The organism is Bacillus sp. hwrm1, assembly GCF_040207805.1.
GTDB classification, from domain to species: domain Bacteria; phylum Bacillota; class Bacilli; order Bacillales; family Bacillaceae; genus Bacillus; species Bacillus velezensis.
In genome coordinates, this window is sequence record NZ_CP157943.1 from 3,538,302 (window position 1) to 3,561,101 (window position 22,800).

A 22,800-nucleotide genomic window follows, 5' to 3' on the forward strand; every position below is an offset into this window, starting at 1 on the left:
TTTCATTTTATTCTTCCGGTTTCTCCGGTGTTTTGCCTTGTGTCAGCTTATGGCCTTCGATATCCACGTTCGGAATGATTTTATCCAGCCACTTCGGCAAGTACCAGGCCGCATGTCCCATCAGCTTCATGACACTCGGAATAATGGTCATTCTTACAATGAACGCATCAAAAAGTACACCGAAAGTCATTGCCAAGCCCATGGATTTGATCGTAGCTTCTCCCGCAAAGATGAATCCCGCAAAGACGAAAATCATGATCAGTCCCGCCGCTGTTACGACAGGTCCGCTATGTTTCAATCCGGCATGAATGGCTTGTACCGGATTTTTTGTTTTGACATATTCTTCTCTCATTCTGCTGACAAGGAATACTTGATAATCCATCGCCAGCCCGAAAAGAATACCGATCGCTAAAATAGGCAGGAAGGCGAGAATCGGGCCTTTTTCCGGAATGCTGAGCAAGCCGGTGAAATTCCCATCCTGAAGGACGAATACCGATAAGCCGAGTGTAGCGGTCATCGTCAGCAAAAAGCCGACGACAGCGGCAAGCGGCACGAGAAGTGAGCGGAAAACAACGGTCAGCAATACAAACGCAAACCCGACAATGAGAATGGCGAATTCCGGAATGGCATCGTTTAATCGGTCTGAAATATCAATGTTCACCGCGGTTGACCCGGTGACGAGCAGGCGGATGCCGTTTTTGTCTGATCGTTTCCGTATATCCTGCACTAACTCTTTCGTTGCCTTATCATTCGGCCCGGTTTCAGGCATTGCCGTAATGATGGCATAGTCCCCTTTTTGATTCGGCATGGCAGGTGTGACGCTCGCCACATTGTGCAAGTCCTTCACTTCTTTCACGGCGTCTTGAAATGCTTCACTTTTGTTCCCCTTGACCCCTTTTGCATCGGCAACAATTGTCAGCTTGCCGTTAAAGCCTTCTCCGAATCCTTTAGACAACAGATCATAGGCGCGGCGATCCGGGCTGTCTTTCGCTTTCATTCCCGCATCAGGCAGCCCCAGCTCTAAATGCATGGCCGGCAGACTGATGACAGATAAAAGAATAATGCTGAAAATGCTTAACAGAATAGGCTTCTTTGTAACGAAGCGCCCCCAGGCATTCGTTTCGGCGCTTTTCTTTTCTTTTTTCCTTTTTGATTTCGGAATCATCCGTTTTCCTGCGACCGATAACACCGCAGGCACCAGCGTAACAGAAGCCAATACAGCCATCAGCACACTGAGTGCCGCAGTCAATCCCATGGCAGACATGAACGGAATGCCGACAACGGTCAATCCGCAAAGCGCGACGATCACGGTCAGTCCCGCAAAAACGACGGCGCTGCCTGCCGTTCCCGCGGCTTTCGCGATCGATTCATTTTTTTGTACACCTTCGCCCAAAAACTGACGATGCTTCGTAAAGATGAACAGCGCATAATCAATCCCGACGGCCAGGCCGATCATTCCGGATAATGAGAGACTGACCGAAGCTATCGTAAAGAACTGTGTCCCAATTAACGTCAGCGCGACGCTTACACCTAACCCAATCAAGGCCGTGACAATCGGCAGCCCCGCGATGACTAATGAACCAAACGTAATAGCCAGTACGACGAATGCCAGCACAACGCCGACAATTTCAGATACACCGCCGATTTCAACACCGGCCCCCGGCACATCGCCGCTGATCTCCGTCTGCAGACCCTTGTCTCCGGCGGCGGACAGACTGTGTTTCATATGTGAAACAGACGCATCCGTAATGTCATCCGCCGCTTTTTTGTACGTAATATCGGCATATGCCACTGATCCGTCTTTAGAAATGGTTCCTGTCTCAAAAGGACTTGCAATTGAAGCGACTGAATGATCGGTTTTGATCTTCTTTAATGTCTCTTCAACCGCTTGTTTTTCCGGTTTTGACGTCAATTTCTTCCCTTCTTCAGCTCCGAAAATAACCCGTATGCTTCCTTTATCGGGACCCTTTGAAAATTCTTTTTGAATGATATCCATCGCCTTTTCAGAAGGTGTGTCGGGAATTGACATATCCTCAGAAAAAGCAGGTTTTAACGAGATGGCGATCACAATCGAAGCGATCAGTATCACGAGCCACGCACTGATCATTTTAAATCGGTTGCGGGCAGACCATCCCCCTAATTTATATAAAAAACCAGACATCGAATACTCCTCTCCAATCATTACTTTCTGCCTAATTGTAGTTCACATTCACATAAAAAAAACGTACATAGGGGCATGTACGTTTGGGCAGTTTTTCATTATATATTCAGTTTCAGAATGCCTTTTTGCATGGCAATGGTGACGGCTTCCGTCCGCGAATCAGCGCCTAATTTGTTATAAATCGATGTTAATCTCGCTTTTACCGTCCGCTCTGAGATTCCTAAATCGAAGGCGATCGCTTTGCTTTTATGTCCTTGCGCAACGGCTTCTAGAACTATGATTTCCTTGTCCGTCAGCTGTGTTTCATTGGCATTTGCCCGTTCCATTTTCATTTCCCGGAAACGCCGCAAGATGTCCGGCTGCAGAAGCACTTCTCCCCTGACCGCCGCATCCATCGTATGAAATAAGGTTTCTGAGCTTGTGTCTTTCAGCAGATAACCGTTCGCGCCTGATTCAATGCCTTCTATCATCAGATGATCTTCATTATAGGTCGTCAAAATAATGATCGGCACATCAGAATGCTCTTTTATCTGTTTAATGGCTTCCAGCCCGCTCATTTTCGGCATGTACAGATCCATGAGAATGACATCGGGCTTTAGTTCCTCTGCGAGGCGGACGGCGGTTTTCCCGTTTTCCGCCTCTCCCGTTATGGTGTAATGGTCATTTGTTTCTATCAAAAGCTTCAGACCTTCTCTGACGACAAGATGGTCATCTGCTATTAACACTTTATACATGTTCCGCCTCTCCTTGAATTGGTATGATGATCTCAATTTGAGTTCCCGCTGATCTGGCGCTTGTTATACGGAAAGTGCCGTTCATCATATTGACGCGTTCTTGTATCCCAAGCAGCCCGTAATGTCCGCTTTTTCTCATTTCTGTTCCGGCATCAAAGCCTTTCCCGTCATCTTTGACGGTTATGCGGATCTGTCCCTCTTCTTCCTGAACGGATACCCAGACATTCTTTGCTTCTGCATGCTTGGCGGCGTTTGTCAGGCCTTCTCCGATCATGTAATGGCAATTCTCCGCCGTATGAACGTCAAGCACATGATGCACGCTGTAATCTAAAAAACAAGACAGCCCGGAGGCTTCTGTAAAATGGTTGATTTGTTCAGTGATGCTTTCTTTTAAGAACCCGATCTTTTCTGATGTGCTGCGAAGGTTGTCAATGGCCGAGCGCGCATCAGCCAATGTGCCTTTCACTCTGTCCATTGACTGGCTGATGATGTCTTTCGCTCTGTCAGTGTTACCCTTTGAAAGATGAACATGCACCGCTTCAAGCTGCATATGCAAGCTGACCAATCCTTGAGCAAGCGTATCGTGCAAGTCTCTCGCCATCCGCTGTCTTTCATTCTGAAGCGTCAGCTGTTTCACTTGCCGGTGAGCGAGCTCTAATTTTTCAAGCGTCATCTGTGTTTTTATTTTTTCATCAACTTGTGCGAAAAATGTGGCCGCATACGTGATAATCACGATCATGATGGGAGCGGCGATAACGATGAAACGCAGCAGATGATGCGGATGCTCCTGGTGCAAAGCTGTTATGGACATTAAAATGAACAGATAGAGTATGAGCAGCGTTTTTCCCTTATCCGCCATTCCGATAATCTGCCCGATTAAAAAGGCATAGAGACCGACGACAACCGCAATATAGCCGCCAGTCATCAAGTTAGCCGATGTATATATGATAAATCCCTGTATGATGAAATAAAGAAACGTTTTTTTCTTCACCCAGCGATGGGAATGCCAGTGCAGCACGGTAAAAATGACGATCAATATTGTGAATAACAGCAGCAAAAAAACCGTCCAGCTTTCATAAATGTACTGCAAAGAGACTGATGCGGCATATACCATTAAAATAAACGCCAGACCGGGCACCCGAAGCGCAAGCATATGCAATGAACGTCTGTCACGGGAGACATAGTCTTCTTGATGTTTTGTACCAAACAATCTCTGTCCACTTCCTTTTAGCTGACCGGCCTCACGAGGTTTTATTCTATTTGTCATCATACCATAAGTGCCTGCTTCTCACCTTCCCCTTCTTTCCTGCATGACTGGTGAAAGGAAAAACAGCCTGCGGGATTGTTCGCAAGCTGCTTTTTTGTTTATATCTTTTTTATGACTTTTCCCGGGTTTCAGCGGGCTCGTCTCCCGCGCGGCAAAACCGCGCGCATCAGAAAAACGTTCATGACACCAACAGCCGTTCCATGTGAACAAGAGGAAGCGATTGTGCCTCCTCTTTTTTTTTGACTCTCCGCTTTTTCTGATAAACAAAATTTGTAAGACTAGACCTCTTTTCTCAGGGGAAATTAACTACGTATTTCTACAAAGGGAGGTTTCAGACGATTATGGATAAGCGTGAATTAGCGGCTCACGAGTCGCTGGACTTACATGAAATCATTAACTTCAAGACGCTTTGTGTCGCGAAATCCAAGCTCATGCAAGGCCTTGTGTTTGATCAGGATCTGAAAACGTTAATGGAAAAAGACGTTCAGCAAGCCTCTCAAGACCTTGCTGATCTGCAGGCGGTTTATGAACGGGCAACGTTTCAGGCCCCCGTTCCTCAAAACCGGCCGACTTCGATCATCAATTGAAAGGAAGGTAAGCATCATTGAATCATGACCATTTAGATCCGATCAATTCATTACATGTCCCTGAACTTGCGGATATGACATTCGCAATGGATTTTCTCATACGCGCCAAAGAAGGCGTCAGAAATACCGCCGTTGCTTTAACAGAAACCGCTTCACCTGATGTAAGAGCTTTGCTTCGCAAACAGCTCATGCAGGGAATCACGATGCATCAGGAGATAACAGACTTGATGGTCAGCAAAAAGTGGTTTCACCCGCATGATCTGAGCGAACAGTATAAATTGGATCAGCTCTCTGCGAAAAATACCCTCATGGTCGGAAATATGAATCTGTTTCCCGTTGAAACGAACAGAAAAGGGTTGTTTGACCGCACACCTGATGAACACTAACACTGGAGGTATTACAGCATGAAGGCCGTAACGTATCAAGGAGTGAAAAACGTCGTTGTGAAAGACGTGCCTGATCCGAAGATTGAAAACCACGATGACATGATTATAAAAGTCACAAGTACGGCAATTTGCGGATCAGATTTACATTTAATCCACGGACTCATCCCGAACTTGCAGGAAGACTACATCATCGGGCATGAACCGATGGGCATCGTGGAAGAAACCGGTCCCGGCGTGACGAAAGTCAAAAAAGGGGACCGCGTCATTATTCCTTTTAATATCGCCTGCGGAGAATGCGTTTATTGTAAAAATCACCTGGAAAGCCAATGTGATCAATCAAATGAGAACGGCGATATAGGCGCTTATTTCGGCTATTCAGGAAATGCCGGCGGCTATCCGGGAGGCCAGGCGGAGTATTTGCGCGTTCCATTTGCGAACTTTACTCATTTTAAAGTTCCCGAAACATGCGAAGAACCGGATGAGAAACTGAGTGTTATTTCCGATGCGATGACAACCGGCTTTTGGAGCGTTGACAATGCCGGCGTAAAAGAAGGCGATACAGTTATCGTTCTCGGCTGCGGGCCCGTGGGCCTTTTCGCTCAAAAATTCTGCTGGTTAAAGGGAGCGAAACGCGTAATAGCCGTAGACTATGTCAACTACCGTCTCCAGCATGCGAAACGGACGAATAAAGTGGAAATCGTGAACTTCGAAGACCACGAAAATACGGGCAGCTACCTGAAGGAAATCACTAAAGGCGGCGCCGACGTTGTCATTGACGCCGTCGGCATGGACGGGAAAATGACAGACCTTGAGTTCCTCGCCAGCGGATTAAAACTTCAGGGCGGGGCGATGAGCGCATTGGTCATCGCATCCCAAGCGGTGCGAAAAGGCGGAACGATCCAGATTACGGGCGTGTACGGCGGCAGATACAACGGGTTTCCCCTTGGCGATATCATGCAGCGAAACGTCAATATCCGATCAGGACAAGCTCCCGTCATCCACTATATGCCGCATATGTTTGAATTGGTGTCAACCGGCAAAATTGATCCGGGCGATGTTGTAAGCCATGTCATTCCGCTTAGTGAAGCGAAGCACGGCTATGAGATGTTTGACACGAAAACAGATGATTGCATAAAAGTTGTACTCAAACCTTAAAGAACGGAGGCTACAGAAATGGCCCGCGCCTTACATGAATTACTCGAAATTCAGGAGATGGCTTCTTTTAAGTCACTTTGTCTGACGAAATCTAAAACCATGAAAGCGCTCGTATCCGATCCGCAGCTGAAAGAAATCATGCAGCAGGATGCGGATACATCAACAAGGCAATTGCAGGAATTTGCCTCAATTTTATCTGATGCACAGCATGAATGAGGAGATGAATGACGAATGAATCCGATTATTGAATACTTGACGGGAATGAATGCACTGACAGACCAAATTGTCGCTATGGATTTATTGAATTCGGCAAAAAGCGGAGTCAGAAACTATGCGATGGCGGCGACGGAAGCCGGAACGCCTGAAGTGAAAGCGATCCTCACCCGTCACTTAGAAGAAGCCATCGACATGCATGAGCAAATCTCACGCTATATGATGGAAAAAGGCTGGTATCACCCGTGGAACACAAATGAACAAGTCCGGCTCAATTTGCAAAATATTGATACGGCGCTCCGCCTGCCCGTCCTATAAATCGTTTTGCTGCTGAGACTGCATCCCTGACTCAAGCTTCAGTATTTCAAACTGTGAGCTGCCTTTTACAGCGCCCAGGCGGCTCTCAGTTTTTTTATGCCTTCTTGTATATCGGTTTCAGAAACCCCCGCGAATCCGAGGGAAACTGTTTTTTCAGGGACCTGTTTTTGATAGGTAAGAGACACGGGATAGATTTTGACGCCTTGTTCCTCCGCCTTTTCAATCAGCTCTTTTTCGCTGAAAGGCAGATGAACGTCAAGTAAAATCCGCAGCCCGGAATTTTCTCCGCGAATCCTGACGTATTGTCCCAGCTCGCGCCGCACGGCCTCTAATAATACCGCTCTTTTTTTCCGGTACAGCTTTCTCATTCTGTTAATATGTTTCTGCCACTCTCCGCTTTTGATAAATTGAGCCAGCGTCAGCTGACTGTGGCAGGAGACGGTCTGTTTATATAAAGAAGCGATTTCCCTGCCTTTTTCAATAAGCGGCAAAGGAAGAATCATATAGCTGATGCGCAGCGAAGGAAGCAGAGATTGGGAAAACGTCCCCATATAAATGACACGGTGATGCTGATCAAGCCCCTGCAATGATGGGATCGGCTGGCCGGTGTATCGGAATTCACCGTCATAATCATCTTCTATAATGAACGATTGATGTTCCTCCGCCCATTTCAGCAGCTGAATCCTTCTGTTTACCGGCATAATCGTTCCTAACGTAAATTGATGAGAAGGCGTGACATATACAAGACGCGGCCGCTCTTCATTCAGCTTCCGGATACAGACTCCTTCACCATCGACGGGTATCGGAATGATCTTCATGTGATTGGCTTTAAAAATCTCCCTCGCTCTCGGATAACCCGGATCTTCATATCCGATGGATAGATTTGCTTCAAATATTTTGCACAGCATTTGCAAAAGAGCAGGGTTCCCGGCGCCGACTATCACTTGTTCAGGAAGACAATTCACGCCGCGCGACTGATATAAGTACTCTGAAATGAGCGTTCTCAGTTCAAGCTCGCCCAAATCATCCCCGGGCCGATACAGCTCATGCCCGTATCGATCTAAGCTTGCAACCATGCTTTTGCGCCATGCCGAAAACGGAAAATGAGCGGCATCCACAGTGCCGTAGTGAAAATCAATCCATTGGCGGTCTTCCTTCGCCTTTGTTTGAACAGGCGAAGCGCCCGGCTTTTTCACATAGACGGCGTCCGAGTCATAATCGGCAAACCATCCGCTTCTCGGCTTGCTGACAATATAGCCTTCGGCGGCAAGCTGTTCATAGGCACGCTCCACAGTCGTCTGACTGACGGAAAGCTGACTTGACAAAAGCCTTTTTGAAGGAAGCTTCAGTCCTTTAGGAAGACGGCCCTGATGCATATTTTCCTTAAAATGCCGATAAAGCTGCTGATAAAGCGGAATATCCAGATCTCTATTTAAAAATGGCGTGATATCCATTTTTACTCCCTCCAAACTGGCATTCTTCTTTTTATAAAAACTGGCCATTTGTATAAGGCCAATTTCAGTTTATAGTCATTATAAACTTTGTAAATGGGTTTAGAAATATATATTGGAGTGATTGGAATGAAGAAAGCCGCAAACGGCTGGATTAACGGATTTATCGGCGTGCTCATTTTCAGCGGCTCGCTTCCGGCGACCCGCTTGGCTGTAGCGGACTTTGACCCGGTATTTCTCACCGTATGCCGCGCCGCGATAGCCGGTATATTGGCAGGCGCTCTGCTCCTCATTTTTCAGGAGAAACGCCCTGCCAAAAGCGACATCATTTCACTAATAACAGTAGCGCTCGGCGTCGTGATCGGTTTCCCGCTGCTTACAGCCTTAGCGCTTCAGCATGTCACATCCGCTCATGCCATTGTCTACATCGGACTTCTCCCGCTTGCGACGGCGATCTTCGGCGTAGTGCGAGGAGGCGAACGGCCCAGGCCGGTCTTTTGGATTTTTTCGGCTGCCGGCAGCATCCTCGTAGCCGGATATGCCCTGCTGCAAGGAGGAGAATCCTCTCCGCTCGGTGATACGTACATGATCGCTTCGATTATCGTGTGCGGTCTCGGTTATGCCGAAGGCGCCCGCCTCTCCCGGCGGCTTGGCAACTGGCAGGTGATCTCTTGGGCACTCGTTTTATCGCTTCCCCTTATGTTCATCCTGTCTTTCTGCTTCATGCCGGACTCATGGTCAAACATCGGCGCGCCCGCACTGCTCAGTCTTGCATATGTCTCAATATTCAGCATGCTGATCGGCTTCGTATTCTGGTATCGCGGACTCGCCCAGGGAGGCATCGCCGCGGTCGGACAGCTGCAGCTTCTGCAGCCTTTCTTCGGACTGTTACTGGCCGCCATGATTCTCCATGAAAAAGCAGGATGGGAACTTGCGGCGGTGAATGCCGGCGTTATCGCTTGCGTGGCGGCCGCCCGGCAGTTCGCAAATCAATCAGAAAAGGCCGAACAATGAACTTGTTCGGCCTTTTCATTATGTTCCGCCCATAGGCAGCAGAAGTCTGTATCTCTTTCACATGATCCGGCTATTTTTCAGGCAGGCTGAACTCCCTTAAACGCACTCATCACCAGATCATGCACATAGGAATCATTCACCTCATCACCTGTAATAAGCAGACGATAGAAAATCGGTCCGTAAATGAGATCGATGCTTACGTCAATATCAAGATTCTCTCTTAATTCACCTTTTTGAATTCCCTTTTCCAGAAGGCCTTTCGCTTGGAGGCGGCGGGGCTGGAAAAATCGCGTGCGATATTCTTCAGCCAATTTTGCATCCAGCTGCCCCGCACCGATTAATTCCTTAATAACGGTTCCTTCCCGGCTCGTCAAAAATCTTGCTAAATTCGTGGCGTGGGTCAATATATCTTGCACTGTTGATCCTGTATCTGGCACAGGCAGTCTGTCCGTAGCGGTCGAAAGAAAGCTGTCCATGATAACGGCAGCCTTGTTTGACCACCATTTATAAATCGTTGCCTTACTTACTTTGGCACGCTCAGCAATTTTATCGACTGTCACCGCGTCAAAGCCATTTTCCAACAATAGGTCATACGCTGCAGAAAGAATCGCCTTATGTGTTCCTTCATCGCGCGGCCGTCCTCGTTTACTCTGCACATGAATCATTCCTTCCCGAATTATAAACGATACGTTCAGTATACTTAACCTGTATAAAAAAAGAAAACAGAAACCCATTTACAAAACTGAACGTTTAGTATATTATTTGTTTATAATGAAACTAAACGTTTAGTTTATAAAATAACTTGAGGGAAGTCTTGATGAAATGCAGACTCCAAAAGCCTCTGCGTAAAGGAGATGAATCAGCAAATCATTTATCAAGCATCATAAAAAACACTTAAAAAGGAGTTCATTCATATGGCTAAAGAAAACAAACAAACAGCAGATCAGGGAATTTCACCTGGTTTAACCCTTCTTCTCGCAACGGCATGCGGTATCATTGTCGCTAATCTTTATTATGCACAGCCCTTGGCAGGATTCATTAGTGCGGCAATCGGGCTTTCTCCAAGCAGCGCAGGATTGATTGTCACACTGACTCAAATCGGATACGTTGCCGGCTTACTGTTTCTCGTCCCTTTGGGAGACATTATCGAAAACAAAAAACTTGTCGTTGTATCGCTCCTTCTAAGCGCAGCCGCTTTGACACTGACAGCATTTGCGAAGCATGGAACACTGTTTTTAGCCGCTGCGTTTTTCATCGGACTGGGATCAATTGCAGCCCAAGTGCTTGTTCCGTTTGCATCATACCTTGCACCGGACGCCGCACGCGGCCGGGTTGTCGGCAATGTGATGAGCGGCCTGCTACTCGGTATTATGCTTTCCCGTCCGATATCCAGTCTGGTCGCTGATATATGGGGGTGGAATGCCATATTTGCTTTATCCGCCGCGTTAAGTGTTGTCCTGGCAATCGTCTTATCAAAAGTGCTTCCTGCCAGAAAACCAACAGCAAACACAAGCTATACCGTCTTACTCGGCTCAATGTGGAAGCTGCTGCGCACGACTCCGGTCTTACGCCGCCGTGCCATTTATCATGCGTTTGTATTTGGCGCTTTCAGCTTGTTCTGGACGACTGTACCTTTATTATTGTCCGGTCCTGCTTTTCATTTTTCTCAAAAGGCAATCGCGCTGTACGCATTAGCGGGCATTGCAGGTGCAGCGGCTGCACCGATAGGCGGCCGTCTGGCTGATCGCGGCTTGACCCGGCTTGCCACCGGAATCGCTCTCGGTGTTGTCATCGTTTCTTTATTACTCCCGCTCATGATTCAGAGCAGCTCCCCCGTCGGCATAGCAGTTCTGGTGGCCGCAGCTATCCTGTTGGATATGGGTGTATCTGCCAATCTCGTACTCAGTCAGCGTGCCATTTTTTCGTTGGCACCTGAATTTCGCAGCCGATTAAACGGATTATTTATGGCCATCTTCTTTCTGGGCGGCACTGTAGGATCATCAATCGGAGGATGGGCATACGCCTCAGGCGGGTGGAGTATCACATTATGGATTGGAATCGCTTTTCCGGTCATCGCATTGCTTTATTTCACCACGGAGAAATAAGCCTTTCACCAAAAATAAGCCGTCAGAACCAAGCTGACAGCTTTTTTTGATGTATTCTTCTTTACATCTATCCGAAGAAAAATCCGGATTCATAAAAAGATGATATTGATTCTTTACGCCCCGCTCACATAGCAGAAACGGTAAAACCATGTCATAATATGTTAAGAAATAATTGCGCCATAGGCAGGTGAAACACATGAAGAAGTATTTATATAAACACCTTTTGTTAGCTCTCGTTTCGTCCGTTTGCTTTTTATTGGTCTTTTATGTGGGTTTAAAATTGACACAGGAAGACACACCGCCGTTGTCTTCTTACCCGTTTTACCTTTTTATTTATCTGTACATCGCAGCCGGATATTTGACGGTCGGCCTTGTTTTAGCTTGTATGACTGATATCTTGAAGAACCGCTGGACATTCAATAAACCGTCTACCATTCTATTGAAACTTATCGTTTACTTACTCATACCGTATGCTATTTTTCATTCTTTCTTCATTTTAATGGCGCCGTTGATTTATGTGCTGTTTGAGTCGTTATTCATCCTGAGAAAAGCTTCATAACCTGAAAAAACATACCGCATGCTGCCGGTATGTTTTTAACATGCTTGTCAGTTGTTCGCAGTGATCTGTTTGATGTTTTCTTCCATCAAGCCGGAAATGAGCTGTTCGTTTGTATGAGGAATCTGTTTGAGCTGTTGTACGACCAGCCCTTGTCTTGCAGCTGAATGATTTTGACTCAGCTTTGCTTTCCCCTCTATTTTGCTGATATTGATTTTAAAGCCTTTTACCCCTTTGTTCATGCCTGCCAGCAATTTCGCATCGACATCCTCTAATTTGTACGGGCTGTCGGGGCTTTCGTATTTCAATACGAGATCACTCATCGACTGCACGGTTTCTTCCTCATCCAAAAGCTCCGCCTCTCCGTAAACATGAACCGCCACATAATTCCATGTGGGAACAGCCTGATTCGTCTCATACCATTTAGGCGAGATATAACAATGCGGCCCTTGAAAAACGGCTAACACGTTTTGGCCATCAATCTCTTTCCATTGGGGGTTCGGCAATGCAAAATGACCGTATAAGTATTCGTTATTCTTACTCATCATCAATGGCAGGTGGGTTGCATACGGCATGCCTTCCGCCGTTGAAAACAATGCTGCGAAACCATACTCTTTGATAACATCGCACGCTTGAGCTTCACTCAGCTGAAATGGAGCCGGAATATACATACAAAACTCTCCTCTCGAACATGGATTGATAAAGCGCTTTCCGCTATAATAAGATATCACCTGACATTTTAAAAGGTACAGTTAGGAATAAATACACATGTCAGAGGAGAACATCTGATGAAAAATATGATTTTCGCTTTCGAAAGCGACACCCCGAAATACAAACAAATTTACGAGCAATTTAAAACATTGATTGAGCAGGGAAATATTCAGGCAGATGAGCGGCTGCCTTCGATTCGGGAGCTGGCAGATTCCCTGCGGGTAAGCCGCAATACAACGCTGATGGCTTATGATCTTCTTTTAGCGGAGGGATACATTCGCGGAGAAACACGCAAAGGTTATTTTGTAAATGAAGTAGAACCTTCTATATTTCAAAAAGAAAACGATGTTGTTTACGCTGAAAAAACCGAATCAACTCAGCCGGTCCTGATTGATTTTCGCGCCGGAGCCGTCGATCAAAAGCATTTTCCTCTGAAAACATGGAGAAAATTATACAATCAAGTTTTGACATCAGAGAAAAGCTTCCTGTACGGTGAACCGTTCGGCGAGAGAGACCTGCGTGAACAAATTGCCGCTTATCTCTTGGAATCCCGCGGAGTGAAAACAGATGCGGATTCCATTATCATCGGCAGCAGCACGCAGCAGATGCTGATATATCTCAGTCGGATTCTGAAAGAGGATTTTTCGGGAATTATTGTTGAAGACCCGGGATTTGACGGTGCCAGAGCGGCTTTTCAATTTCACGGGCTATCTCTGGAAACGATGCCTGTCTATGAAAACGGAGCTGATTTTTCTCAATTACATGCAATGAAAGAAAAATTAATCTATGTGACCCCATCCCATCACAGCCCTTACGGCGTAAGCATGTCCATTCAGAAGCGCCAAACTCTGATCAATTGGGTGAATCATAGAGAGGGTTATATTCTTGAGGATGATTATGACAGTGAATTCCGTTATACACAGCAGCCGTTTCCCGCTCTTGCTTCCATTCAATCAGACCGGGTGGTTTATTTAGGGAATTTCTCAAAATCCTTTCTTCCGGGCATCCGCATAAGCTATATGGTTTTGCCACAGCGCCTTTTGCGCCGGTATAAAGAACGGTTTATTCATTTCGAAAGCACCGCTTCTTCGCTTAACCAGCTGACCATGGCTGAATTGATGAAGGCCGGTGAATGGACCCGCCATATTAAGCGCATGCGCATTGTTTACAGGCGAAAAATGCAGCACTTGATTTCACATGTAAAGCAGCAGTTCGGCGATCATGTGACGATCATCGGCGAGCAGTCGGGATTGTATATATTGGTGAGAGTTCACCTGAACTATACAGAAGAAACATTAATCGAACGCGCTTTTCAGTACGGAGTGAAGGTATATCCTACCGCCGTTTATTTCGTTGCCGAAAAACCCGAACCGCCGATCATAAAGCTGGGTTTCGCCCATCTCGATACGGATCAGATCACACATGGCGTACAGCTTTTGAGAAATGCTTGGCTGTCATGAAAGAAAAAAGGCGCCGAACGGCGCCTTTTTTTATTTCGTATTTCTTGTGAATTTCGGCAGTCCAAATATGATGGCGGCGATGCCGCAGATTCCGATTAAAACGGGATAGAAAGAGTATGGCAGGATGCTGACTGGTGAAATATTCCCGAATTTCCCGGCTGATAACAGCTGCGCGCCGTAAGGAATCAATCCTTGAATCATGCACGAAAAGATATCCAGAATACTTGCCGATTTTCTGTTGTCGATGTTGAATTTATCAGCGATATTCTTTGCAATCGGCCCGGCTGCGATAATCGAGATCGTATTATTGGCCGCAGCCAGATTCGTCACGCTGACCAGTCCGGCAATGCCGGCTTCGGCGCCTTTTTTGGAACGGATTCGTTTCGTGATGAACTCCAGTAAAAAGTCGATCCCGCCGTTTTGTTTCATCACGCCGACCATCCCGCCGATCAGCATGGACAGGATGATCAGATCGCTCATTCCGGCAATTCCATCCGTAATCGCCTTAAAATAAGAATCAAACGTCAGGCTGCCGCACGCTAACCCTATGATTCCCGTCAAAATCAATCCGCCGAATATGACAGCCATCACATTAATACCGATTAACGCAAAAACCAACACGGCGATATAAGGAAGCACCTTAATCCAGCTGTAAGATGCAGTTCCCGCATGGACGGCGTGGCCTGCCGGAATAAAAAATAAGATAATAACAGTCACAATGGCAGCGGGCAAAACAATCAGAAAGTTCGTTTTGAATTTATCCCTCATTTGTGTTTTTTGCGTCCGGACTGCCGCGATGGTCGTATCGGAAATAAAAGAAAGATTATCTCCGAACATAGCTCCGCCGACCACAGCCGCAATCGGAATCGCGGCGGAGATGCCAAGCTCGCCGCTCAAACCCGCGCTGATCGGCGCAACCGCCGCAATCGTGCCCATTGATGTTCCCATCGATATAGAAATAAAACAGGCAATGATAAACAGCCCCGGCAGCAAAAACTGCTGCGGAATAACGCTCAAAGCAAGATTGACAGTTGAATGCACCGCTCCCATCGCTTCAGCCGCTGAAGCAAAGGCACCTGCCAATATAAAAATCAAAACCATAATGATAATATCAGGATGTCCCGCACCGGAAGCGAACCATTCTATTTTTTGATTGAGCGATTTCTTCCGGTTAAATAACAGCGCAAAAGCTGACGCAATGATCGCGGCAATCAAGATCGGCAATTTATAAAAATCTCCGGTCACCAGACCAGAGCCGACAAAAAGCCCTACGAATAAGACTAAAGGCAATAACGCCCAAGGATTCTTATGATTGTTCATCTGGGTAAACCACCTCTTTTCAGCATTAAAGTCGCTAATCACAGTCTAAGCAACATTTCACACTTTAAAAGTCTGCAGTAAAAAAGTCAAGCTGAAAAAAGGATAAGTAATGATTGATAAGATAGAAAAGGCTGTTTTCTTTCCACTCTTTAGAAAATAAAAAAAACCAAGGCTCGTTTCCCTTGGTACATTTCATGCGGCCCGGCGCCCGGGACACCTTCTCTTCATTCAGAAATACATTCAGCTTTCAATCTGTTTTTAAGTTTCGCTTCATTTTCAAGGATATCTTCGTAATCCTCAATCTTCCTGTTTAATCGTTATATGGTTTCATCAATTTCCCTCTGTTTCTCCGTCAGCCTTTTCCTTTCATTTATAAGGATGTTTTTTCGGGGTTCAATCGTATGATCGGCTCCTTCAATAAATAAAGCGGTATATTCAATCAGCGCCTCAATCGACAGCCCGGCACTTCTCATGCATTTTATAAATTGAATCCAATTCACATCATCTTCGTCATAATCGCGGATGCCGCTTTCATCGCGTTGTACCGGAGGAATCAGTCCTATACTTTCATAATACCTAAGCGTTGCGGCTGATAACTCAACCTGCTTTGCAGCCTGCGCAATCTTCATATTTTTACCACCCGTCCTTCATACCTTTCATAAGCGTGCCATTATAGAATATCATTTCATAAAAAAATAAACCAAACTCCTTGACTTAAAGTCCGCTTTAACATTTAAAGTAAAATCGAACAGAGGATTCATCACTTTATCTTGGAAAGGAAGATAACCATGTGCAATAATCATCCGACTCGTGTATTAAGCGCTCCGCATGCAAAAGCTAAATTTGAGCGGACAACGATTGAGAGAAGAGCATTACGGCCGCACGATATCCTGATTGATATTAAGTACAGCGGGATTTGTCACTCAGACATCCACAGTGCATTCGATGAATGGGGCGGCGGAATCTTTCCGATGGTTCCCGGGCACGAAATTGCCGGAGTTGTGGAAGCCGTGGGTGAAGAAGTCACCACATTTGCCGTCGGCGACCGTGTGGGTGTCGGCTGTTTTGTAGACTCCTGCGGGGAATGTGAATACTGCCTTAACGGAGACGAACAATATTGCACAAAAGGCGTTGTTCAGACTTATAATAACCTGGACTACGACGGAAACCCTACGTACGGCGGCTACAGCCAAAAAATAGTTGTCACTGACAGATTCGTTGTCCGGATTCCGGATCAGCTGGATTTGGATGCTGCCAGCCCGCTATTGTGCGCGGGCATTACCACCTATTCTCCGCTGAAACACTGGAATGCCGGCCCCGGCAAAAAAGTGGCGATTGTCGGAATGGGCGGGCTCGGACATTTAGCCGTTCAATTCGCGCACGCTTTAGGCGCAGAGGTCACCGTCCTCAGCCGCTCAATGAACAAAAAAGACGAAGCGCTTGAATTTGGAGCCGATCACTACTTTGCAACAAGCGATCCGGATACATTTACTGAGCTGGCCGGACGATTTGATCTTATTTTAAATACAGTATCCGCGAACCTTGACGTAGATGCCTACTTATCCCTGCTTCGCATTGACGGTACATTGGTAAATGTGGGAGCGCCCGCTAAGCCGGACTCATACAGTGTGTTCTCCTTAATCACGGGCCGCCGCAGCATTGCGGGTTCACTCGTCGGCGGTATTCCGCAGACTCAGGAGATGCTTGATTTCGCCGCCGAGCACGGCATTGCTCCTAAAATTGAGGTGATACCGGCCAATCAAGTTGACGAAGCGTACGAACGGGTTCTCCAAAGCGATGTCCGCTACCGTTTCGTCATTGATATTTCAACTTTATAATCGACATAAAAAACATACCAATATCTATTGGTATGTTTTTTTCTGTTCAGATTATTTTTTATTTCAGCAGCCATCCGGGCACCGCTTTTATATAAACCAATTCGCCTATCAATTCAACGATCGTCTGTGTGACGATAACAGCGGCGGCTAATGAGGCCCAAGCATCCGGCAAAGCCAGCGCTAACGGAAGAACTGCGAGAGAATTTCTTGTGCCCGTGCTGAAGATCAATGCTCTTCCTTCACCTGTATCCAGACGGAACGCATATGCGATAAACCGGGAGACAAACGGCATAATGAGCAGGAATAACAGATAGATCGGAATCACACGTATAATGATGCCAGCATCACTGATGACCTTTCCGATTTGTGTGGCGACGACCGCCAGTAAGACCAGAGCCATAAAAGGAACAGGCAGCCAGGCCGTCCACTCTAACATCTTTTCTCCAGCCGGCTTCTTATCAGCCCATAATTGTGTCATCACTGCCGCCAGCAGCGGTCCCGCTATTAAACATAAGAATGCTTCCAGAAACGGCCCCGCATGAACAGCCCCTATCACTTCTTTCCCGATAAACAGCCACAGGTATAACGGAAGCAATACCATCTGAACGGCGAACAAAACCGGCGTGGAAGCCAGTATTAATCTCTCATTTCCTTTGCCGAGCTGAGTAAAGACGATGACGTAATCAATACAAGGTGTAAGCAATACCAAACAAACCCCTGATAATATAGGAGGAGATTGAGGAAAAATGGCGGTTAACACCCATACAACGACAGGTACAGCTAAGAAATTACCGATCAATAAAGCCGCCATAAACTTGAGGTTTGACATGGCTTCCCTCAGCTTCAAGAATGGGATTTGGGCAAACATGGCATACATGAGAACAGCGATAAGCGGTGATATCGTCCATCCCCAGCGAAGTCCTGAATCTTTCCCGGCGATCCCCGCTATTCCGCCGATTACAAGAGTCACACCATATATCCAAATTTGCTGTTTTTCTAATGTCTCTCTGGTTATTTTCATTGGCTGACACCTCTTCTCCGCCCATTATACCTTCTTTTCTGCCGCTCTTGCATTATGGTTCTGCCGGAATTAAAAAACACCAAGGGTCTGTGACACTTGGTGTTTTTGGAACGCGGCGAGAAAAACGGGTTGAAAACCGTTAATCCTTGTAAATAACCCCCAAAAAGTATTTTTGACATACTGTTCCTTATCGAATAAAAGCATTCTCTTTCATTTCCAAAGCATCATCCAGCCATCTCGGGTGCATCGGCAAGAGATGTTCAGGTAATTCATGGATATCAAAATATCTGATTTCCATGGCTTCCTCAGTGGACTTTTTCAAAGTGCCGCCGATGACGTCACATTGAAAACAATTGGTAATAAAATGGCTGACTCTGCCGTCAGGGTATATAAAGGTTTGTGAACTCGGATCAGAATAAACGCCTATCATTTTAGAGACTTTCACCACTAATCCAGTTTCCTCTTCTATTTCTCTTATAATTGCTTGTTCAACTGTTTCACCAGGTTCCACATGTCCTGAAGGAATGCCCCATAAACCATTATCAGCACGCTTCATTAATAAAACGGAACTTGATTCTTTAATTATAATTCCAGCGACTCCGGCTTTCACTTGTTCTGTCCATTGGAAATCCGGTTTTTTCCGTACTTCTGCCTTTATTTCATTATCGAACAAGTCTTTCAGATCGCGGATCACAACATCCGGATTTCTAAAATCATGTTTTGCAGGAAATAAAGTATTTTGTTCAGAAACTAATACGGAAGTTATGCCTATTTGGTTTGCTCCGACAATATCTGTTTCAGGCGTATCCCCAATCATAACGCATCTCTCTTTATCTTCAAAAGACTCGAGTACTTTTTCAAATATTGAAGACGCCGGTTTTCCAATTATAATCGGCTCTTTAGCAGCTGCTGTTTTAACAGCCGCGACTATAGCGCCTGTCGCGGGAGCCGGTCCGTTAGCGGCAGGAAATGTTTTATCCCCGTTTGCAGCGATAAATGAAGCCCCGCAGCGGATGAGGTTTACTGCCTTATGCACATCCTGAAATGTAATATTTTGATCCCATCCAATGACAACAGCCTCCGCCTGATCTTCCGTAAGATCAATATCGGCCTTTTGAATTTCACTTTTAAGTTGGTCATTTCCCAATATATATGCCTTCTTTATTCCTTCGCTGACAAGGTAATCAGCTGTTGCCCACCCCGCAGTAAACACTTCATCAATACTTGCTGAAATCCCCAGTTTATGAAGGCGTTTCACAATCGTTTCTCTTGTAACACAAGGATCATTCGTTAAAAAGCGAATGGCTTTCTTTTCTTCACGGAGTCGTTTTAAAGAGGCCACAGCTCCTGGTAAAGCTTTATCTCCTATATATATCACTCCGTCTAAATCAAATAAAAATACATCATAATTCTCGGAGATCATCATAACACTCCTTAAGCGGTTGTCTCTTGGTTAATAGTTGAGCGATACGCAAAATGATTTGTAGGGCCTTGTCCTTTCCCGATTCCTAAGGGATGTTTAATGGCTGCTGAAATGAATTCCTTTCCAGTTGCCACTGATTCCGGTATGCTGTGCTGCTTTGCCAGCTCTGCAGTTATCACAGCTGAAAACGTACAGCCTGTTCCATGAGTATGCTTTGTATCAAAGCGGGGAGAAACAAATTCCTCGAAGTCCTCGTCAAAGTACAAAATATCACGGGCTTCTCCGTTCAGGTGCCCCCCTTTTACGACAGCACTTTTTGCCCCGTATACCTCCACTATTTCTTTCGCCGCATCACGCATCTGCTGTACAGTCTCGATTGATTTGCCGATGATTGCTTCCGCTTCCGGAATGTTCGGTGTAATAACAGTTGTTTGGGGTATTAATAATTTCTTCAAATGATCAATGGCGTCCTTATGGAGCAGATGATGTCCGCTTTTAGCAATCATAACCGGATCCATCACATACGATTGAATATTTGCGTCTTTTAACTTTTCTGCCAGCAATTCAATAATTCCTATACTTGCAAGCATACCGGTTTTGACAGCATCCGGTTTTATATCATCCATGACACAGTCTATTTGCTGAGATATATTCTGAAGAGACATCTCCTCAAAACTTTTCACACCAAGTGTGTTTTGTGCAACAACTGATGTAATAACTGCCATTCCATATACCTTTTGTTCCTGAAATGTTTTTAAATCCGCGTGAATTCCCGCCCCTCCGGAAGGATCAGTCCCAGCAATCGAAAGCGCTTTATAAATATCCGTCAACTTACACTCCTCCTTCAGGCAGGTTTCACTGCTTTAAAAATGACAAAAGGCGGGTATTCCTTTTCACATTTCCAATTATTAAATTGAAACTCTTTCTCTATGGCTTTTACATGCTCTTGGTCAATATCGTTTAACGTTGGTTCTGATAAAGTTACATTTTCAAAACCTGCATGAGTTAATAGTGTATAATACATTGACTTCGGCCAATGAAAATCATTTAAAATTAAATCTGCTTGCCCGGGAACATGGAGCCATTCATTTCTTTCTTCTCCGTAAGAATATTCTTTCCCCGGTATTCCATTGCGGAAGGTTGAAAATTCAATTCCGGTTGAATCAGGATTCGTATCGAGTATGACAAATGAAGCTCCTGGTTTTAACACACGAAAAATTTCATTTATGATACCTTTGATACGCTGGTCACTATCCGTATTAATAAAAACATAACAGGCCATTGCAGCATCAACTGAGTGATCTGGTAAGAAGGAAAGATTATCGTGTTCAATTAAATGATAGTCCACATGAGGATGTTGTCTTTTTGCCTTTGCTATATCTAACATCTTCCTTGATTCATCGACTGCGATCACATTGCAGCCTATTCTGTCAGCCAGCCTATAAGCTACCTTTCCTGGACCGCATCCGAAATCGAGCACCTTTTTAATCTCCGCTTTATCAAAAGTACGAAAAACAAACTCAAAACCTAACGTTTGTTCTAAAACGTCATTATAAGCATCGAATTTACCAGCAACACTGTCTTCTTTCCATGAAGTTTTCATTGAATTTCCTCCTTTTGCTCAGTTGAGAAATAATGAAACCACTTATTCCTGACGAAAAATTGATATATAGGAAGTAAACTTTGAAATAGAGAATGATCCATATCCCGTTTATATGCAATATGCTGGTATATACTGAAAAGGAAAAGAATCTGTTTCCAGTAATCAGGTAAATCAAGCATTTCAATATCGTTTTTAGTCATAGAAATTTGATCTTTCCTAAGTAATTTTTCGTACTTTAAGACTGTTTCAATGGACGGCCAGTTATTTCCCTCAGGCATTTTCGGAAATTCAAATTCCGGAATATCATGGTGATTTTCAGCTTCTTCAAGCACCGTTTTCGCCCATTCATGATCTGAATCATAAATATGGATTGATCCCGCATTATGAAAATATTCTCCGACTTCTACACGCAGTTCTCTGGCCATTAATTCCTGCATGAAGGTAAATGAGAAAAGATCACTGATCATCCCGCGAAAAGCATCATTTGCACGCATGACAGAAGACATGTATAATTCGCCTTCCCTCACAAAAAACTGCAAACCGATTGTGCAGGAAACATCTATATTTTCTAAAACGAAGAGTTCCGAAGCATCGAATATTTGAATAAATGCCCTTTTTGAATCAATATCTTCTTGTGTCAAAAGATTTTTTATTCTATTCCATTGATTTAGTTTTGCATTTCCGAATTCAAATATTTTAGGCCCGTACGCAGTGCCTGTTAATGTTTTTTTATTCATTGAGTATGAAGGCATTTTTTTATTGTAATAACTGATAAAATCTAAGTCGTTACTCCCCGATAAATACCATAGCACTTCAGCAAAATTAAACACGATATTGGTTTTTCTTGAGGATAAATAAGTGACACGTTCTATTGGATTTTCCAGAGTCAGATGGTAGTTCAATTGTTCTCTGCTTTTTTGTCCGCGCGGTGAATTGAAAAATTCAGGGTTGTGATAGATGTCATACAGCGTTTCCGTATATGCTTCATGAAAAGTTCTCTTTCTCATTGAGATTCCGCCTTATATGCTGCAAAGGTATTTTTAATGTTCTCTAATAAATCATCTGTATCTTTATAGCTGATGTACTCAACATCCGCCACTGCATGTAACCCTTGAATTAAGAAAGCATAATCCTTGTCCTTTTCTAGAAATAGCACGATCTTTTTTTTCAAGGCGGAAGCCCATCCAATTTCTATATGTGTTCCAGGAGAAGCGGGTGATCCGGGAAATGCTGCAAAAAGGTCGCAAGTACTTATTTCATCAAAATCAATTTTAGTGCATTGAAGGGGTGTCATGAAATCTTTCCCCCACCCTTCCCGCTTGTGAGCATTATGAACCAGCCATCCTTCATTCTCAAAAAAGGAAATTAATGATTCCAGCTTTCCCCTCTCATACGTACTCATCAATCCAGTTTTCTCATCTACTAAACTTTTAAAAGGCCCTGCCAGAAAAACTTTTTTAGTCGCCACTTCATATCA

Annotated in this window: 23 protein-coding genes and 1 pseudogene; 10 read left to right on the top strand and 14 right to left on the bottom strand. The window is 45.1% G+C overall.

The window, feature by feature from the left end; genetic code table 11:
• Positions 1–7 precede the first annotated feature (7 nt).
• The 3 genes from ABK447_RS17665 to ABK447_RS17675 all read right to left on the bottom strand — a co-directional run bounded on the left by ABK447_RS17665 (position 8) and on the right by ABK447_RS17675 (position 4,048).
• The gene (locus ABK447_RS17665) at positions 8–2,161 is read right to left on the bottom strand and encodes an MMPL family transporter (RefSeq protein ID WP_094031543.1); all 2,154 of its coding nucleotides are present in this window, start codon (positions 2,159–2,161) and stop codon (positions 8–10) included.
• Between the two features lie 98 nt (positions 2,162–2,259).
• Positions 2,260–2,895 (bottom strand): response regulator transcription factor, encoded by a 636-nt coding sequence (locus tag ABK447_RS17670; RefSeq protein ID WP_076425605.1) that lies wholly within the window; start codon positions 2,893–2,895, stop codon positions 2,260–2,262.
• Positions 2,888–4,048, bottom strand: coding sequence for a sensor histidine kinase (locus tag ABK447_RS17675; protein ID WP_179946984.1), 1,161 nt, complete (start codon positions 4,046–4,048; stop codon positions 2,888–2,890). The genes ABK447_RS17670 and ABK447_RS17675 overlap by 8 nt, the downstream gene beginning before the upstream one ends.
• A gap of 455 nt (positions 4,049–4,503) precedes the next feature.
• Here ABK447_RS17675 and ABK447_RS17680 point away from each other — a divergent pair, with 455 nt between their 5' ends.
• The 5 genes from ABK447_RS17680 to ABK447_RS17700 are packed head-to-tail and all read left to right on the top strand — an operon-like array spanning position 4,504 to position 6,821.
• On the top strand, positions 4,504–4,749 hold the full coding sequence (locus tag ABK447_RS17680; RefSeq protein WP_015416919.1) for a hypothetical protein: 246 nt from the start codon (positions 4,504–4,506) through the stop codon (positions 4,747–4,749).
• A gap of 17 nt (positions 4,750–4,766) precedes the next feature.
• Positions 4,767–5,135: a spore coat protein gene (locus tag ABK447_RS17685; RefSeq protein ID WP_094031541.1), complete on the top strand. Its 369-nt coding sequence runs from the start codon at positions 4,767–4,769 to the stop codon at positions 5,133–5,135.
• Between the two features lie 18 nt (positions 5,136–5,153).
• Positions 5,154–6,290, top strand: a complete 1,137-nt coding sequence (locus ABK447_RS17690) for a zinc-dependent alcohol dehydrogenase (protein WP_025284325.1) — start codon at positions 5,154–5,156, stop codon at positions 6,288–6,290.
• Positions 6,291–6,308: 18 nt separating this feature from the next.
• Positions 6,309–6,506 (top strand): hypothetical protein, encoded by a 198-nt coding sequence (locus ABK447_RS17695; protein WP_025284324.1) that lies wholly within the window; start codon positions 6,309–6,311, stop codon positions 6,504–6,506.
• A gap of 15 nt (positions 6,507–6,521) precedes the next feature.
• The gene (locus tag ABK447_RS17700; protein WP_025284323.1) at positions 6,522–6,821 is read left to right on the top strand and encodes a spore coat protein; all 300 of its coding nucleotides are present in this window, start codon (positions 6,522–6,524) and stop codon (positions 6,819–6,821) included.
• Positions 6,822–6,886: 65 nt separating this feature from the next.
• On the opposite strand, the gene ABK447_RS17705 is transcribed toward ABK447_RS17700, so the two are convergent.
• Positions 6,887–8,275 carry a PLP-dependent aminotransferase family protein gene (locus tag ABK447_RS17705; protein ID WP_094031540.1) on the bottom strand — a complete coding sequence of 463 codons (1,389 nt, stop codon included), beginning with the start codon at positions 8,273–8,275 and terminating at the stop codon, positions 6,887–6,889.
• Between the two features lie 126 nt (positions 8,276–8,401).
• Between ABK447_RS17705 and ABK447_RS17710 the strand changes: the two genes are divergently transcribed.
• On the top strand, positions 8,402–9,286 hold the full coding sequence (locus tag ABK447_RS17710) for a DMT family transporter (RefSeq protein ID WP_094031539.1): 885 nt from the start codon (positions 8,402–8,404) through the stop codon (positions 9,284–9,286).
• A gap of 77 nt (positions 9,287–9,363) precedes the next feature.
• Here ABK447_RS17710 and ABK447_RS17715 read toward each other — a convergent pair whose 3' ends face one another.
• A complete protein-coding gene (locus ABK447_RS17715; RefSeq protein ID WP_021495037.1) occupies positions 9,364–9,942 on the bottom strand; it encodes a TetR/AcrR family transcriptional regulator in 579 nt (192 codons plus the stop codon).
• Positions 9,943–10,200: 258 nt separating this feature from the next.
• Here ABK447_RS17715 and ABK447_RS17720 point away from each other — a divergent pair, with 258 nt between their 5' ends.
• Both ABK447_RS17720 and ABK447_RS17725 read left to right on the top strand, forming a co-directional pair.
• The gene (locus ABK447_RS17720) at positions 10,201–11,391 is read left to right on the top strand and encodes an MFS transporter (protein ID WP_094031538.1); all 1,191 of its coding nucleotides are present in this window, start codon (positions 10,201–10,203) and stop codon (positions 11,389–11,391) included.
• A gap of 196 nt (positions 11,392–11,587) precedes the next feature.
• Positions 11,588–11,950 carry a hypothetical protein gene (locus ABK447_RS17725; protein WP_040238506.1) on the top strand — a complete coding sequence of 121 codons (363 nt, stop codon included), beginning with the start codon at positions 11,588–11,590 and terminating at the stop codon, positions 11,948–11,950.
• Positions 11,951–11,997: 47 nt separating this feature from the next.
• Here the strand turns inward: ABK447_RS17725 and ABK447_RS17730 are convergent, their stop codons facing one another.
• Positions 11,998–12,618 (bottom strand): FMN-binding negative transcriptional regulator, encoded by a 621-nt coding sequence (locus ABK447_RS17730; RefSeq protein WP_015239251.1) that lies wholly within the window; start codon positions 12,616–12,618, stop codon positions 11,998–12,000.
• A gap of 117 nt (positions 12,619–12,735) precedes the next feature.
• Here ABK447_RS17730 and ABK447_RS17735 point away from each other — a divergent pair, with 117 nt between their 5' ends.
• On the top strand, positions 12,736–14,118 hold the full coding sequence (locus ABK447_RS17735) for a PLP-dependent aminotransferase family protein (protein ID WP_094031537.1): 1,383 nt from the start codon (positions 12,736–12,738) through the stop codon (positions 14,116–14,118).
• 30 nt (positions 14,119–14,148) lie between these two features.
• Here the strand turns inward: ABK447_RS17735 and ABK447_RS17740 are convergent, their stop codons facing one another.
• Positions 14,149–15,438 (bottom strand): Na+/H+ antiporter NhaC family protein, encoded by a 1,290-nt coding sequence (locus ABK447_RS17740; RefSeq protein WP_094031536.1) that lies wholly within the window; start codon positions 15,436–15,438, stop codon positions 14,149–14,151.
• A 224-nt stretch (positions 15,439–15,662) separates the two neighbouring features.
• Positions 15,663–16,067, bottom strand: a pseudogene (locus tag ABK447_RS17745) (MerR family transcriptional regulator).
• A 159-nt stretch (positions 16,068–16,226) separates the two neighbouring features.
• Here ABK447_RS17745 and ABK447_RS17750 point away from each other — a divergent pair.
• Complete coding sequence (locus ABK447_RS17750) at positions 16,227–17,276, top strand: NAD(P)-dependent alcohol dehydrogenase (RefSeq protein ID WP_007609682.1); 1,050 nt, start codon at positions 16,227–16,229, stop codon at positions 17,274–17,276.
• Positions 17,277–17,334: 58 nt separating this feature from the next.
• Here ABK447_RS17750 and ABK447_RS17755 read toward each other — a convergent pair whose 3' ends face one another.
• From ABK447_RS17755 to ABK447_RS17780, 6 genes are all read right to left on the bottom strand, one after another.
• Entirely contained in the window at positions 17,335–18,297 is a 963-nt protein-coding gene (locus ABK447_RS17755) for an arsenic resistance protein (RefSeq protein WP_039062684.1), read from the bottom strand.
• 187 nt (positions 18,298–18,484) lie between these two features.
• Entirely contained in the window at positions 18,485–19,723 is a 1,239-nt protein-coding gene (locus ABK447_RS17760; RefSeq protein WP_039062683.1) for an HAD-IIA family hydrolase, read from the bottom strand.
• Positions 19,724–19,731: 8 nt separating this feature from the next.
• Complete coding sequence (gene thiD, locus ABK447_RS17765; RefSeq protein WP_039062682.1) at positions 19,732–20,550, bottom strand: bifunctional hydroxymethylpyrimidine kinase/phosphomethylpyrimidine kinase; 819 nt, start codon at positions 20,548–20,550, stop codon at positions 19,732–19,734.
• Between the two features lie 14 nt (positions 20,551–20,564).
• The gene (locus tag ABK447_RS17770) at positions 20,565–21,323 is read right to left on the bottom strand and encodes a class I SAM-dependent methyltransferase (RefSeq protein WP_039062681.1); all 759 of its coding nucleotides are present in this window, start codon (positions 21,321–21,323) and stop codon (positions 20,565–20,567) included.
• Positions 21,320–22,330, bottom strand: a complete 1,011-nt coding sequence (locus ABK447_RS17775; protein ID WP_007409546.1) for a thymidylate synthase — start codon at positions 22,328–22,330, stop codon at positions 21,320–21,322. Before ABK447_RS17775 ends, ABK447_RS17770 begins: the two co-directional genes overlap by 4 nt.
• Positions 22,327–22,791 (bottom strand): nucleoside 2-deoxyribosyltransferase, encoded by a 465-nt coding sequence (locus tag ABK447_RS17780; protein ID WP_042634877.1) that lies wholly within the window; start codon positions 22,789–22,791, stop codon positions 22,327–22,329. The genes ABK447_RS17775 and ABK447_RS17780 overlap by 4 nt, the downstream gene beginning before the upstream one ends.
• Positions 22,792–22,800 lie beyond the last annotated feature (9 nt).